At 62.0% G+C, this 14,937-nt stretch carries 11 protein-coding genes; 6 read left to right on the top strand and 5 right to left on the bottom strand.

Annotated elements, in window-relative coordinates; translation table 11 throughout:
* Positions 1-31: 31 nt before the first annotated feature.
* The 3 genes from fhuA to hrpB form a co-directional block, all read right to left on the bottom strand.
* Positions 32-2,224 (bottom strand): ferrichrome porin FhuA, encoded by a 2,193-nt coding sequence (gene fhuA, locus ACMGF9_RS03265; protein WP_015379020.1) that lies wholly within the window; start codon positions 2,222-2,224, stop codon positions 32-34.
* A 251-nt stretch (positions 2,225-2,475) separates the two neighbouring features.
* Positions 2,476-4,968, bottom strand: coding sequence for a bifunctional glycosyl transferase/transpeptidase (gene mrcB / locus ACMGF9_RS03260; protein ID WP_015379021.1), 2,493 nt, complete (start codon positions 4,966-4,968; stop codon positions 2,476-2,478).
* A gap of 118 nt (positions 4,969-5,086) precedes the next feature.
* A complete protein-coding gene (hrpB, locus tag ACMGF9_RS03255; RefSeq protein WP_180295564.1) occupies positions 5,087-7,525 on the bottom strand; it encodes an ATP-dependent helicase HrpB in 2,439 nt (812 codons plus the stop codon).
* Between the two features lie 190 nt (positions 7,526-7,715).
* Between hrpB and thpR the strand changes: the two genes are divergently transcribed.
* The 6 genes from thpR to folK all read left to right on the top strand — a co-directional run bounded on the left by thpR (position 7,716) and on the right by folK (position 12,817).
* A complete protein-coding gene (gene thpR / locus ACMGF9_RS03250) occupies positions 7,716-8,258 on the top strand; it encodes an RNA 2',3'-cyclic phosphodiesterase (protein WP_118891704.1) in 543 nt (180 codons plus the stop codon).
* The gene (gene sfsA, locus ACMGF9_RS03245) at positions 8,255-8,962 is read left to right on the top strand and encodes a DNA/RNA nuclease SfsA (protein ID WP_118891703.1); all 708 of its coding nucleotides are present in this window, start codon (positions 8,255-8,257) and stop codon (positions 8,960-8,962) included. Before thpR ends, sfsA begins: the two co-directional genes overlap by 4 nt.
* A 183-nt stretch (positions 8,963-9,145) precedes the next feature.
* Entirely contained in the window at positions 9,146-9,601 is a 456-nt protein-coding gene (gene dksA, locus ACMGF9_RS03240) for an RNA polymerase-binding protein DksA (RefSeq protein ID WP_004937569.1), read from the top strand.
* 195 nt (positions 9,602-9,796) lie between these two features.
* Positions 9,797-10,708: a tRNA glutamyl-Q(34) synthetase GluQRS gene (gluQRS, locus tag ACMGF9_RS03235; RefSeq protein WP_015379024.1), complete on the top strand. Its 912-nt coding sequence runs from the start codon at positions 9,797-9,799 to the stop codon at positions 10,706-10,708.
* Between the two features lie 61 nt (positions 10,709-10,769).
* A complete protein-coding gene (pcnB, locus tag ACMGF9_RS03230; protein WP_071591451.1) occupies positions 10,770-12,317 on the top strand; it encodes a polynucleotide adenylyltransferase PcnB in 1,548 nt (515 codons plus the stop codon).
* Positions 12,317-12,817 (top strand): 2-amino-4-hydroxy-6-hydroxymethyldihydropteridine diphosphokinase, encoded by a 501-nt coding sequence (gene folK / locus ACMGF9_RS03225; protein WP_021504744.1) that lies wholly within the window; start codon positions 12,317-12,319, stop codon positions 12,815-12,817. Before pcnB ends, folK begins: the two co-directional genes overlap by 1 nt.
* Before the next feature lie 5 nt (positions 12,818-12,822).
* Here folK and qseC read toward each other — a convergent pair whose 3' ends face one another.
* Together qseC and qseB are read right to left on the bottom strand one after the other, a co-directional pair.
* Entirely contained in the window at positions 12,823-14,181 is a 1,359-nt protein-coding gene (gene qseC / locus ACMGF9_RS03220) for a quorum sensing histidine kinase QseC (protein ID WP_118891700.1), read from the bottom strand.
* Entirely contained in the window at positions 14,178-14,840 is a 663-nt protein-coding gene (gene qseB, locus ACMGF9_RS03215; protein WP_004937550.1) for a quorum sensing response regulator transcription factor QseB, read from the bottom strand. Before qseB ends, qseC begins: the two co-directional genes overlap by 4 nt.
* Positions 14,841-14,937 lie beyond the last annotated feature (97 nt).

Genomic DNA, 14,937 nt, shown 5'->3' with positions numbered 1-14,937 from the left:
GGGGCGACGCGGCGCCGCCCCGGCTATCCGGTTAGAAACGGAAGGTTGCGGTGGCGACCACCTGGCGTTCTGCGCCCCAGTAGCAGGCGTAGTCGCGGTAGCAGCTCGACACGTAGGTCTTGTCGAACAGGTTGTTGATGTTGACGCCCACGGACGAACCCGGCAGGCCAAAGCGCGCCAGATCGTATTTAATGGTCGCGTCCACCAGCGTGTAGTCCGGCACCTTGAAGGTGGAGTTATCGCTGTTGAAGCTCGAGCTGGAGCCGACGTAACGCACGCCGGAACCCAGCGTCAGACCGCTCACCGCCGTTTCGTGGAAGGTATAATCCGCCCACAGCGACGCCATGTGTTTCGGCACCTCGACGGTCGGTTTGCCCTGATAGGTATTGTCCTTGGTGTACTTCGCATCGGTATAGGTATAGGAGGCGATCAGGTTGACGTTGGCATTCAACGCCGCCTTGGCTTCCAGCTCCACGCCGCGCGAACGGATCTCGCCACTCTGCACGCTGAACTGCGCGTTATCCGGATCCGGCGTCAGGTTGTTGTTCTTGGTCAGTTGGTACAGCGCGCCGGTCAGCACGATTGGGCGATCCTTCGGCACGTATTTCACACCGGCTTCATACTGCTTGCCGATCGAGGGCTTAAAGGTCTGACCGTTGATTGACGTATCGAGGGTCGGTTCAAACGACTCGCTGTAGCTGAAATACGGCGTCACGCCGTTGTCGAACAGGTAATTCAATCCGCCGCGCCAGGTAAACTGCCCATCGGAGCGTTCGTTGGTGTACCCGAGAACGCGGTTATTGGCCGACGTTTTCGCCCAGTCATAGCGCCCGCCCAGCGTCAACAGCCACTGGTTCCACTCCCCTTGCTCCTGCACATACAGGCCGGTTTGCTCCTGACGGTTCAAATACTTGTATGGGAAGTTGATATTGACCACATCATTGCCATACTGCGGCTGGGTCATGCTCAGGCCGTCTGCGGAACCATAGTCGGAATTGATATCGTTGCGCATACGCGAATAATCTACGCCAAACAACAGCGTATGGTCGATATCGCCGGTTTTCACCTTCGCCTGCGCCTGAGTATCAACCGCAAAATTGTTCAGGTGCTCTTTCGACTGAACATAAGCGCGATTGATCGTCGTCGGTGATGACAAGCCAAATCCGTAGATGCTCTTCATATCGGTGTCCACCTGCATATAACGCAGGTTCTGGCGCACCGCCCAGGTATCGTTGAAGGCGTGTTCGAAACTGTACCCAATCATCCGCTGCTTGCGCGCCATATAGTTGCTGGCTTCGCCTTCGTTGAAATCGGTCGGCAGTTTGCTGCCGTCCGGCAACGGGATCAGCGTGCCCTGCTTCGGCAGCCAGCCGTAATAACCGGTATAGGGATCGTTTTGAATGTTGGCCAGCAGCGTGAAGTTGGTTTTGTCATCCGGGCGCCAGCTAAAGGACGGCGCGATCGCATAGCGCTTCTCTTTGCTCATGTTTTGCTGCGTATCGCTGTCTTTCGCCAGGCCGGTCAGGCGATAGGAATAGATGCCCTGATCGTCCAGCGCGTCGCTGAAATCGAAACCGGTCTGGAACAGGTTGTCGCTGCCCATCTTGAACTGGATTTCGCGCAGCGGCTCGGTGGTTGGCCGCTTGCTGACCATCGAGACCAAACCGCCCGGGTTGCTTTTACCGTACAGCACCGAGACCGGGCCGCGCAGCAGTTCGGCGCGTTCGAGGAAATAAGGATCGATGGACGCTTCGCTGTAGTTGTCGCCCAGCAACCGCAGGCCATCCAGATACTGGGTGGTGTTGGTGGCCGGGAAGCCGCGGATTGCCACCGCGTCATAGGTCGTGGAGCTGCCACGGCTGGCGAATACGCCCGGCGCATAGGCCAGTGCGCCCTTCACCGTATCCGGCTGGCGCATATCCATCTCTTCACGCGTTACCACGGAAACGGACTGCGGGTTCTTCTCGATCGGCGTATCGGTTTTGGTGCCGGTGGCGCTGCGCTTGGCGACATAGGTGCCGACCGGCCCCCAGGCGCTTTCCTGCTGGGCGGTGTTGCTACCGCCCACAACGGTAATCGTGTCTTCCTTGGCGGCCGGCTTGGCGTCGGCGGAAAAAGCCGGCATCGCCAGCGTGCCCAACGCCGCAGCGACGGTGATCGCTAACGCGTTGACGGGGAGACGGCCCTGCTTGGCCGCGGATGATGAAAGACGCTTGGTCAGCATGATTTATTTCTCTGATGAATTATTAAATGACGAATGTAAACGATAATAATTATTATAAGCGTCGCATTTTATGCAGAAGCCAAATTAAACTGCAAGCCGAATTCATAGGGCAAATAGGTTAAGGATTAGGCGCTTAGCCTTGCAGTTAACAGGGAAATAAAACGAGCGGAAAAATAAAAAAGCCCGCAACCAAGGTTACGGGCTTAATAACAAAGAAAAAACTTTCACCGGGGCCGACGCCCCGGTAGCGATTACTGGCCGAACATATCCTTGATCCAGCCGGCGACGCCATCGCCATCTTTTTGCTCACCCGCCGCCGGTTGTTGCTGTTGCTGCACCGCCGCCTGGCTGGCCTGGCACAATCCCTGCGGATTGTCGGTCCAGACCGGGATGGTGCGCCAACTGCCGCCGCCGCAGATAAAGTTGCCGGCGGAGTCGATGCTCATCTGGTTAATGCCTTCCGGCGGCTGCAGCATCAGCGGCAGCGGCGTCTGGTTTTCCAGATAGCGGCGATACAGGGTCAACGCGCCGTTGGCGCCGGTCAGCTTGGCCGGGCCGTTGTTATCGCGCCCGACCCAGGCGATCGCCACTTCCTTGCCGTCGATGCCGGCGAACCAGCTGTCGCGTAGATCGTTAGTGGTACCGGTTTTCGCCGCCAGGTTGTAGTTCGGGAACTTCACCGACAGCGAGCGGGAGGTCCCGCGCGCCACGCCCTGCTGCATCGCGTACAGCGTCAGGTAAGCGGCCTGCGCCGGCACCATGCGCTCCGCCTGCGGGAAGCTCTGGTACAGCACCGTGCCGTCTTCGGCGATCACCGAACGCACCGCCGACAGCGGCGCACGGTTACCGCCGCTGGCGATGGTCTGGTACTCCTGCGCCACTTCCATCGGCGTCAGGCCGATCGCCCCCAGCAGCATCGAAGGCACCGGGTTGATCTCCGCTTTCGGGATGCCCAGGCGTTGCAGCGTGGCGCTGATCTGATCCAGCCCGACCGACAGGCCGAGGTTCACTGTCGGCACGTTCAGCGAGTTGGCCAACGCATCCACCAGCATCACCTGACCGCGGAATTTGCGATCATAGTTGTTCGGCTGCCAGACGGCGCCGTTCGGCTGTTTCAGCGACAGCGGCGCATCCGCCAGCCAGGTGTTGAGGCGGTATTTATCCGGTTCGGACAGCGCGGTCAGATACGTCGGCGGCTTGGCCAACGAGCCGACCAGACGGCGCGCCTGCATGGCACGGTTGAAACCGGCGAACTGCGGGTTGGCGCCGCCGACCATGGCGCGCACTTCACCGCTGAAGCGATCGACAATCACCATCGCCGCTTCCAGATCCTGCAGGTGACGCGCGGCGCGCAGCGCCGGGATGCCGTCTTCGACCGCTTTTTCCGCCGCGTCTTGCGACACCGGATCCAGCGTGGTGAAGATCTTCACGCCGGACAGGTCATTGACCTTATCGCCCAGCCTGGTTTGCAGTTCCTGACGCACCATCTGCATAAACGCCGGCTGTGGCGTAATGACGCCGCCTTTCGGCTGTACGCCCAGCGGACGCGCGCTCAGCATGTCATACAGCTCGCCGTCGATCACACCCTGGTTCTGCAGCAGTTTGAGCACCAGATTGCGGCGTTCCAGCGCCAGTTTCGGGTTACGCCACGGGTTGTACAGCGACGCGCCCTTGACCATGCCGACCAGCAGCGCCTGCTGATCGAGGCTCAGCTCGTCCACCGGGCGGCCAAAGTAATACAGGCTGGCCAGCGGGAAGCCGCGGATCTGGTCGCTGCCGCTCTGGCCGAGATACACCTCGTTCAGATACAGCTCCAGAATGCGATCCTTGCTGTAACGGTAATCGACCAACAGCGCCATATAGGCTTCGTTGGCCTTACGCCACAGCGAACGTTCGTTGGTCAGGAACAGGTTCTTCACCAGCTGCTGCGTCAGGGTACTGCCGCCCTGCACCGCGCGGCCGGCGGTCAGGTTGGCCAGCACCGCGCGGCCGATGGAGTACGGGCTGATGCCGTCATGCTCATAGAAGTGGCGGTCTTCCGTGGCGATCAGCGTATCCACCAACAGATCCGGGAAACCGGAGCGCGGCACGAACAGGCGCTGTTCACCGTTCGGCGACTGCAGCATGGTGATAAGACGCGGATCGAGGCGGAAGAAGCCGAAGCTGCGGCCGCTGTCCAGGTTTTCGATCTTCGCCAGGCGGTTGTTCTGGAAATCGAGGCGGGCGCGGATCTGCCCTTCTTTACCATCCGGGAAGTCGAACGGGCGGCGCAGCATCTCGATGCTGTTGGCCTGTACGGTAAACTCGCCCGGACGCGTCATGCGGCTGACCTGACGGTACTGCATGCCTTCCAGCAGGTTGACCATCTCCTTCTTGCTGTACGGCATGCCCGGTTCCAGGTTGACCATGCGGCCGTACACCGCCGCCGGCAATTGCCAGACTTTGCCGTCGATGCGGCTGCGGATCTGGGAATCCAAATAGACGCCGTAGATCGCCAACAGGACGGCGAGCACCAGGATCAGTTTGATAATCAGGCCGAGCCAGCGGCGTTTTTTACGCGGCGGAGTCGCTTTTACCTTACGCGGCATGCGTTCCTCCTCCTCTTCATACTCATCATCGTCATACTCGTCTTCTTCGTAATCGTCATAATCGTCGTCTCGGCGACGGCGCGGCGGCTTGCGCGACGCGGTGCTTTTTGGTTGTTTTCCTTTGCGCCCGATGGGCTCGCGGTCATCCCCAGCCATGGCTGTTGTTCTCCGAGCTTGCCGACACTGCCGGCCATGATTAGTCGCTTAATCTGTGCCGACGCCGCAGCGCTGACCAGAAGAAACATCTGAATTCCAAACCTTGAATGATCGCGACCTACTGATATTTCTTCGTTCGGCGCGTCGGTACCGCCGTGGCCGGATCGTCCGGCCACACGTGTTTCGGGTAGCGGCCCTTCATCTCTTTTTGCACCTCGCGGTAGGCGCCTTGCCAGAAGGCCGCCAGATCGCCGGTGATTTGCAACGGCCGGTGCGCAGGTGAGAGTAACTCAAGCACCACCGGGATGCGACCCTCCGCCAACATCGGGCTGCGCTGCTCGCCGAACATCTCCTGCAAACGCACCGCCAGCGCCGGCGGTTTGCCGGCCTCATAACGGATCGGCAGGCGGCTGCCGGTCGGCACAGTGTAATGAGTGGGTAGCGCATTATCCAGCCGCTGCTTTTGCTGCCAGTCCAGCAGGCGGGACAACGCCTCGGCGAGGTTGACCTGCTTCAAGCCGCGCAGATCGCGCACGCCGTTCAGCGACGGCAGCAGCCACTGATCCAGCGCCGCCAGCAGCGGCTCTTCATCCATCGCCGGCCACTCCGCCTCCGGCAGCCAGGCTTGCGCGCACTGCAGGCGCACCCGCAATTGTTCGGCTGCGCCCTCCCAGTTGAGCACCGCCAGCCCCTGCGCGCGCACCCAATCGAGCAGCGCCTGCTGCAGCTCTTCGTCCGCCGGTTTGGCCAGCGGCTGAGCGCGCAGCGTCAGACGGCCGATCTGCTGGCGCTTCCAGGCGCGCAGCGTGCCCTTCTCTTCATCCCATTCCACCGCCGTGCGCTGCATGACCATCGCCGGCAGCTGCGCCGCCAGCGCTTCGATGTCCACCGGCAACGCCAACAGGATTCGCGCATCGGGGCTGTTGTGGCCCTGCAACAGGCTGGGGACGATCAGCCAGGGCGCGCGCGACAGCGCCTCATCCTGGTTCATCGCCGCCCCCATGCCGTTAGCCAGCAAGTAGCGGCCGTCCTGACCGCGACGCTGGGCGATGCGATCGGTAAATGCCAGCGCCAACAGCCGCGGCGCCAAATCGGCGTCAACTTGCCCCGCACGTTGCGGCAGACGTTTGGCCAACTGCGCGGCGCGCTGCCGCCAGTTCGGCTGCGGGCGGCTCAGCCAATAACCGATATCCATCTGCCCGCCGCGCGGCGGTTCTTCCAGCAATGCCGCCAGCAACGCGGCCGTCGCCAGGCCGTCGGCGCTCAGCGTCGCGCCGGCGACCAGCATCGCCGCCAGCCGCGGCTCGCATCCCAACGCGGCCATCTGGCGCCCCGGCGCGGTGAGTTTGTCGCCGTCATCCGTAGCCCCCAACCGACGCAGCAACGCCCTGGCCGCCGCCAATGCCGCCGCCGGCGGCGCATCAAGCCAGGTCAGCTGCGCCGGATCGTGGCAACCCCACTGCAACAGTTCGAGCCAGAAGCCGGTGAGATCGCTCTGTAAAATATCCGGTTCGGCATGTTCCGCCGCGCGTTCCGCCTGTTCTTTGGCGAACAGATGCCAGCAAAGGCCCGGCTCCAGGCGCCCGGCGCGCCCGGCACGCTGTACCATCGAGGCCTGACTGATGCGCTGTGTCGCCAGCCGTGTCAAACCGTTGCGCACGTCGTAACGCGCCACGCGCTCCAGGCCGCTGTCCACCACCAGCCGAATGCCCTCGATCGTCAGGCTGGTTTCGGCGATGTTGGTCGCCAGCACCACCTTGCGGCGGCCAGGCGCCGCCGGCTGAATCGCTTTTTGCTGTTGCGCCAGAGGCAAGGCACCATACAGCGGGCAAAGATCGGTATCGCTCGCCACCTCGCCGGTCAATCGCTCCAGCACCCGATTGATCTCCGCCACGCCCGGCAGGAACAGCAGCAAAGATCCCGGCTGTTCGGCCAGCAACCGCTTCACCGCCGCCGCTACGCCGTCCTCCAGCCGCTGATGGCTGGCCAACGGCTGATACAGGCGTTCAACCGGGAAACTGCGCCCCTCAGACACCACTACCGGCGCTTCCGGCAGCAACTGCGACAGGCGAGCGTTATCCAAGGTGGCCGACATGATCAGCAGTTTCAGATCGTCGCGCAGCCCTTGCTGCACGTCGAGCAGCAACGCCAGCGCCAAATCGGCCTGCAGGCTGCGTTCATGGAACTCATCGAGGATCACCAACGACACGCCCTGCAGCTCGGCATCCTGCTGCAGCATGCGGGTGAGAATGCCTTCCGTCACCACTTCCAGTCGGGTTTGCGGCCCGCTTTTGCTTTCGGCGCGCATGCGGTAGCCCACGGTCTGACCAGGCTCCTCCCCCAGTTGCTGCGCCAGGCGATAGGCGACGTTTTTCGCCGCCAGCCGCCGCGGCTCCAACATGATAATGCGCCCCGGCAACCCGGCCTTAGCCAGGATCTGCAGCGGCAACCAGGTGGATTTACCGGCGCCGGTCGGGGCGTGCAACAGCACCTGCGGGGCAGACTGCAGCGCAGCCAGCAACTCATCGAGCACCGCGCTGACGGGCAATGAAGACACTGAATTCTCCGTAGTGGTTAGCGTTAAACGGCGTACAGTGTAGCATTAGCTTTGTCCCCGTAACCTTTCAAACTGCGGCGGCGTTAGCTATAGTACGGAGCTCATTCGTGCGCCGCGCCGCTCGCGGGGCCGCTGCCAGTAACGTTTACCGCTGTTCCCGACCGTTTTGTCATGCATTTGCCGAGTCCTTATGTCCAATTCGCGCCGCCTGTTTTTCGCCCTGTCCTTGCCTGACGCCCTGCAACGGCAGGTGATCCGCTGGCGCGCCGAGGCGTTTGCGCCGGAGGCCGGCCGGCCGGTGGCGGCGGCCAATTTGCACCTGACGCTGGCGTTTCTCGGCGAGGTCAGCGCGCAGAAAGAACTGGCGCTGCGCAAACTGGCCGGCCGTATCGTGCAACCCGGCTTCAGCATGCGGCTCGACGATCTCGGCCATTGGCCGCGCCCCGGCGTGGTCTGGCTCGGCACCCGCCGCGCGCCGCGCGGGCTGCTGCAGCTGGCCGAGCTGCTGCGTTCGCAGGCCGCACGCAGCGGCTGCCATCAAAGCGCGCTGCCGTTCCATCCGCACATCACGCTGCTGCGCGCCGCCACTCAGCCGGTGGCGATCCCGCCGGCGACGCCGGGCTGGGCGTTCAGCGCCGACGCCTTTTCCTTATATGAGTCGGTGTTCGAAAACGGCCGCACCCGCTATCAACACCTCGAACAGTGGCCGCTGGCCAAACAGGCATCCGCATGATTTTCTCTCCACCGCTGCGTTCCGCTACGCTGATCAAACGTTACAAACGCTTTCTGGCGGACGTGATCACCCCGGAAGGGGAAACCTTTACGCTGCACTGCGCCAATACCGGCGCCATGACCGGCTGCGCCACGCCCGGCGACACCGTTTGGTACTCCACCTCGGACAATCCCAAGCGCAAATACGCCCACAGTTGGGAGTTGACCCATACCCAACAGGGGCACTGGATCTGCGTCAATACCCTGCGCGCCAACGCGCTGGTGCGCGAGGCGATTGAACATAATTTAATCGATGAATTATCCGGTTACAGTAAAATCAGCGGCGAGGTGAAATACGGCGGTGAAAACAGCCGTATCGATTTGTTATTACAGGCAGAAAATCGGGTTAACTGCTATATTGAAGTTAAGTCAGTCACATTACTGCAACAACAACGTGGTTACTTTCCTGATGCGGTAACGCTCAGAGGGCAAAAGCACCTGCGTGAGTTGCTCAGCGTGGTTGAAAGCGGGCAACGGGCGGTGTTGTTCTTTGCCGTGTTACACAGCGGTATTGAGCAGGTCGCACCGGCACATCATATAGATGAGCGCTATGCGGCGCTGTTGGCACAGGTCCGGCAGTTGGGAGTGGAAGTGGTTTGCTACGGGGCAAAGTTATCACCTGACGGTATTTATCTCTGCGATAAGCTGCCGTTTTTTATCGATTAGCGCAGTCGGGTCCCTATAAATAGACAACCGGCCAGCACGATCGCCAAATACGCCCTCCTTCACACGATTGTCAAGCGGGCGACAGGAATAATTGCCAACCTACCTTCCTTCTGTTATTTATAGCGGCCTGTTTTTCCCCCGCATTGGGGATTCGATAGTGCGTGTGTATGTAGGAGAAGCAACATGCAAGAAGGGCAAAACCGTAAAACCTCGTCCTTGAGCATTCTCGCCATCGCTGGGGTGGAGCCGTACCAAGAGAAGCCGGGCGAAGAGTACATGAACGACGCCCAGTTGTCGCATTTCAAGCGCATTCTTGAAGCGTGGCGCAACCAGCTCAGGGACGAAGTGGACCGTACTGTATCGCATATGCAAGAAGAGGCAGCCAACTTCCCTGATCCGGCCGACCGTGCCACTCAGGAAGAAGAGTTCAGCCTTGAACTGCGTAACCGTGACCGTGAACGCAAACTGATCAAAAAGATCGAGAAAACGCTGAAGAAAGTGGAAGACGATGATTTCGGCTACTGCGAATCTTGTGGCGTGGAGATCGGTATTCGTCGCCTCGAAGCGCGTCCGACCGCCGATCTGTGCATCGACTGCAAGACGCTGGCTGAGATCCGCGAAAAGCAGATGGCCGGCTAATACCGCTACTCTACATGATTGGAGCTGCATCAAGGCGGCAAGAATGCGCATCCCGATGAGCTTACTCAAGTAAGTGATTCGGGTAAGCAGGCGCAGCTAACACAGATGCAGTTTCAAGCATAACGAGTATGTTATCGCTGCGGCGTGCGCACCCGCGTGCGCCGCACAGAGAAAAGGGAACCTCTCCCCTCTGATATGCAAGAAAGTCATTATGTGGGGCGCTTTGCCCCATCGCCTTCCGGGGATCTGCATTTCGGTTCGCTGATTGCCGCTCTGGGAAGCTACCTTCAGGCTCGCGCCCAACGCGGGCAGTGGCTGGTTCGCATCGAAGATATCGACCCGCCGCGCGAAGTCCCCGGCGCCGCCGCTCGCATCCTGTCTGCGCTGGAACATTATGGTCTCCACTGGGACGGCCAGGTCATCTATCAATCCCAACGTCACGACGCCTATCGCGCCGCGCTGGATCTGTTGCAGCGCCAGGGGCTCAGCTATTACTGCACCTGCACCCGCAGCCGCATCCAGCACATCGGCGGATTGTACGACGGCCACTGCCGCGATTTGCAGCTCGGCCCGCAGGGTGCCGCTATCCGCTTGCGTCAGACCGCCCCCGTTTACCGGTTCAACGATCTCCTGCAGGGAGAATTGCACGCCGATCCGGCGCTGGCGGGGGAAGACTTTATCATTCGCCGCCGCGATGGGCTGTTCGCCTACAACCTGGCGGTGGTGATCGACGACCATTTTCAGGGCGTGACCGAGATTGTCCGCGGCGCCGATCTGATCGAACCGACGGTGCGCCAAATTGCCCTCTACCGCCAGCTGCAGGCGCCGGTGCCCGCCTATGTGCATCTGCCGCTGGCTCTGGGCGCCAACGGCATCAAGCTGTCGAAGCAAAATCATGCGCCGGCGTTGCCCGCCGGCGATCCGCGCCCGGTGCTGATCGCCGCGCTGAAATTTCTGCGCCAACCGCTGCCGGAAAGCTGGCAAGATCTTGACCTGCCATTATTATTGAGCTGGGCGATCGAACACTGGCGGTTGGAAAACGTGCCGCGTCAGGAGGCTATCCCTCTGGATGAAAACACGCCGGCATTCTCAAAGGAGCCATGGTGAGCTATGATTAGCCGCTATTTTTTGTTAGCTCCATTTTTATCAGTCACTATCGAGGTGTACCATTTTTACCCGAGTAGCCAACTTCTGTCGTAAGGTACTGACCCGCGATGACAAGCTGCCCCGCGACGACGCGGCGGCCGGCGATAAAAACGTAGTCCGCGAAGAGCGTGCCGCGGCGCCAAGCCGCCCTGCGCCGCAGCCGCGCGCCGCCGATAACGGCAGCAACGCCCCTGCCCGCCGCTCAACGCCGCGCAAGCGTCCGCCTTTTCCTATCGCCGAGAGCAACGACTCGATGACCGTGATCCCGCGCGAACAGCACTCGATCTCCCGTAAAGACATCAGCGAGAATGCGCTGAAAGTGCTTTATCGCCTGAACAAGTCCGGCTACGAGGCTTATCTGGTCGGCGGCGGGGTGCGCGATCTGTTGCTCGGCAAAAAGCCGAAAGACTTCGACATCACCACCAACGCCACGCCGGAGCAAGTGCGCAAGCTGTTCCGCAACTGCCGCCTGGTCGGCCGCCGTTTCCGCCTGGCGCACGTGATGTTCGGGCCGGAGATCATCGAAGTGGCCACCTTCCGCGGTCACCACGAACAGAATCAGGAATCCGACAAGAATTCCTCCCAGCAGGCGCAAAACGGCATGCTGCTGCGCGACAATATCTTCGGTTCGATCGAGGAAGACGCCCAGCGCCGTGATTTCACCATCAACAGCCTGTACTACGGCGTGGCGGATTTCACCCTGCGCGATTACGTCGGCGGCCTGAACGATCTGAAGCAAGGCGTGATCCGCCTGATCGGCGATCCGGAAACCCGCTACCGCGAAGATCCGGTGCGTATGCTGCGCGCGGTGCGCTTCGCCGCCAAGCTGGACATGCGCATCAGCGAAGAGACCGCCGAGCCGATCCCGCGTCTGGCTTCGCTGCTGCATGAGATCCCACCGGCGCGCCTGTTCGAAGAATCCCTCAAGCTGCTGCAGGCGGGTTACGGTTTCCAGACCTACCTGAAGCTGTGCGAATACCAGCTGTTCCAACCGCTGTTCCCGCTGATCGCCCGTAACTTCACGCCGAACCACGATACGCCGATGGAGCGCATTCTGGTGCAGGTGCTGAAGAACACCGATCACCGTCTGCAGAACGACATGCGCGTCAACCCGGCGTTCCTGTTCGCCGCCATGCTGTGGTACCCGCTGCTGGAGCATGCGCAGAAGCTGGCGCAGGAAAGCGGCCTGGCCTACTACGACGCCTTCGCGCTGGCGATGAACGACGTGCTCGACGAGCAGTGCCGCTCGCTGGCCATCCCGAAACGCATCACCACGCTGGTGCGCGATATCTGGCAGCTGCAGCTGCGCCTGTCCCGCCGCCAGGGCAAACGCGCGCACAAACTGATGGAGCATCCGAAATTCCGCGCCGCCTATGATTTGCTGGCGCTGCGTGCGGAAGTGGAAGACAATCAGGAAATGTTGCGTCTGGCCGAGTGGTGGGGCGAGTTCCAGGACGCCACGCCGGCGCGGCAGAAAGCCATGCTGAGCACCCTGGGTGACGATCCGGCGCCGCGCCGCGCGCGCCAACGCCGCCCTCGCCGCCGGGCACCGCGTAAAGAAGGGGCATAATGATCCGCGTTTATATCGCGCTGGGCAGCAACCTGGCGCAGCCGCTGCAACAGGTTAACGCCGCGCTGGAGGCGCTGGAGCATCTCCCGCGCACCCGGCTGGTCACCAGTTCTTCGTTTTACCGCACCAAGCCGCTGGGGCCGCAAAACCAGCCGGACTTTCTCAATGCGGTGGTGGCGCTGGATACCCTGTTGCCGCCCGAACAGCTGCTCGACCATACCCAGGCGATAGAACGCAATCAGGGGCGCGTGCGCAAGGATGAACGCTGGGGGCCGCGCACGCTCGATCTGGACATCATGCTGTACGGCGACCAGGTGATCCATACCGATCGCCTGACGGTGCCGCATTACGGCCTGAAAGAGCGCGAATTCATGCTCTACCCGCTGGCAGAAATCGCCCCCGATCTGATTTTCCCCGATGGCGAACCGCTCGCCAGCTGCCTCAAGCGCGTGCCGGAAAACGGCATGGCGCTGTGGCACTCGCCAAAACCGAAATCCTGACCCGCCTACAGCGCCAGCCGCGCGACAAATCCCCCCGCCGGGCGATTGGCGAAACTGATCTGTAAACCATGCAAGCCGGCAATACGCTGTACGATCGAGAGCCCCAGCCCGCTGCCGGTTTGTTCCTGCCCCGGCGGGCGATAGAAGCGCTCTCCGAGCCGCGCCAGATGCTCCGTGGTGACACCCGGACCGTCGTCCTCCACCGTCAGTGAACGTTCGCTCAACGTCATGGTGACGACGCCGCCCTGCGGGGTATAGCGCACCGCGTTGTCCAGCAGATTGCGCAACAGCAGCGACAGCAGCAAGGTTTCTCCCTGACGCGGCGGCGGCGTTCCCCGATGTTCATAGCGTAGCGTCACGCCCGCCGCATGCGCCTGCCGGTCCTGTTCCGCTAGGGTCATCGTCACCAGATTGTTCCAGTCGATCGGCGCCAGTTCGGCCAGATCCGACAGCGAATCCAGCCGCGACAGCGTGAGCAGCTGATCCACCAGCCGGGTGGCGCGATCGATGCCGACCGTCAGATTGTCCAGCGCATGCTCGCGCATCGGCGCATCGTCCCCCGCCAACTGCACCACTTCGGTCTGCACCCGCAATGCCGCCAGCGGGCTGCGCAATTCGTGCGCGGCATCGGAGGTGAAACGCCGCTCCCGCACCAGTAAAGCGTTGATGCGGGCGAACAGCGCGTTGAGCGCATCCACCAGTGGGCGCACCTCGGTCGGCACCTGGCGCGCGTCCAGCGGCGCGGCGTCATCGGGCGCGCGCCGGCGCAAACCGGCCGCCACCGCGCGCAGCGGCCGCAGCTCGCGCCCGACCATCAGCGCGATCAGCAGCATCAGCACCGGCAGCGTCGCCAGCCAGGGCACCAGTTGGCCGGTCACCATGCCCAGCGCCATATCGCGCCGGTAATCCCACTCCTGGCCGACCACGATGCGGTAGCGCCCGTCCGGGCTGGTCAGCCACACCAGGCGCCAGCTGTCGTCATCGCCTTTGCGCTCGCCGTCGGTAAAACCCTCACGCTCCCCGTCAAACAGGAAGTCGGCACCGTTCTCGCCGTCGTTGAGCAGCATCTTGCCCTGGCGATCGAAGATGGCGAACGCCAGCGCGTCGTCGTCCTGCTCGCCGCGCTTGCCGTGATGCACCAGCTTCTTGGTTTTCGGCAGGCTGCGCGCGCTTTCATCGGCCAACAGATCGCCGAGGTTAGCGGTCGCCAGCCGCTTGGCGAACAGCATCTGCTGGGTGTCGAACACTTCGTTGATGGTGTTGCGCGACATCACCCAGGCCACCACGCTGGCGGTGCTCCAGGTCAGCAGCGCCAGCAGGCTGAAGATCAGGATCAGGCGCAGCCGCAGGCTGAGACGCTTCACGGCGCATCCCCCAGCGTGTAACCCACGCCGTGGATGGTACGGATGAAGCCGTTGCCCAGCTTGCGCCGCAGGTGGTGAATATGCACCTCCACCGCGTTACTGCTCACTTCGTCGTCCCAGTTGTACAGTTTCTCCTGAATCAACGGCCGCGCCAGCACGCGCCCTTTGTTGTGCAGAAACAGCTCCAGCACCGCCAATTCGCGCGGCGTCAGCGTCACCGGCTCGCCGTTGCAGCTCACGCTGCGAGTGGCGCTGTCGAACACCACGTTGCCGTGCGTCAGCTGCGGCATCAGTTGGCCGTGGCGACGGCGGATCAGCGCCTGCAGGCGCGCCGCCACTTCGGCCAGCGCGAACGGCTTGCACAGGTAATCGTCGGCGCCGCTTTGCAGCCCGCTGACCCGCTGCTCCAGCGCATCGCGGGCGGTGAGGATCAGCACCGGCACGTCCTGCCCGGCCTGGCGCCACTGGCGCAGCAGATCCAGGCCGTCGAGGCCCGGCAGGCTGAGATCGAGGATCACCGCGTCGTACGGCGCGCTGTCCAGCGCATTTTTGCCGACGGCGCCGTCGGTGAACCAGTCCAGATTGAAGCCGAGTTTGGTCAGCCCGGCCTTGATGCCGTCCCCGATCAGTTTGTCATCTTCGATCAACAGAATTCGCATGAGTATCCCTTTTGAGTCTTGGCGCCATTGCACCACAAGGTTCTTAAGAACCGCTTAAGCATGGCGATCCGCGCTACCCACCCCGATCGGGTTACAG

The sequence above is a fragment of the Serratia sp. BNK-23 genome (genome assembly GCF_047456145.1).
In the GTDB taxonomy this organism is placed as follows: domain Bacteria; phylum Pseudomonadota; class Gammaproteobacteria; order Enterobacterales; family Enterobacteriaceae; genus Serratia; species Serratia nematodiphila.
Note: the sequence above shows the minus strand (reverse complement) of the source record. Positions and strands in the feature narration are given on the sequence as shown.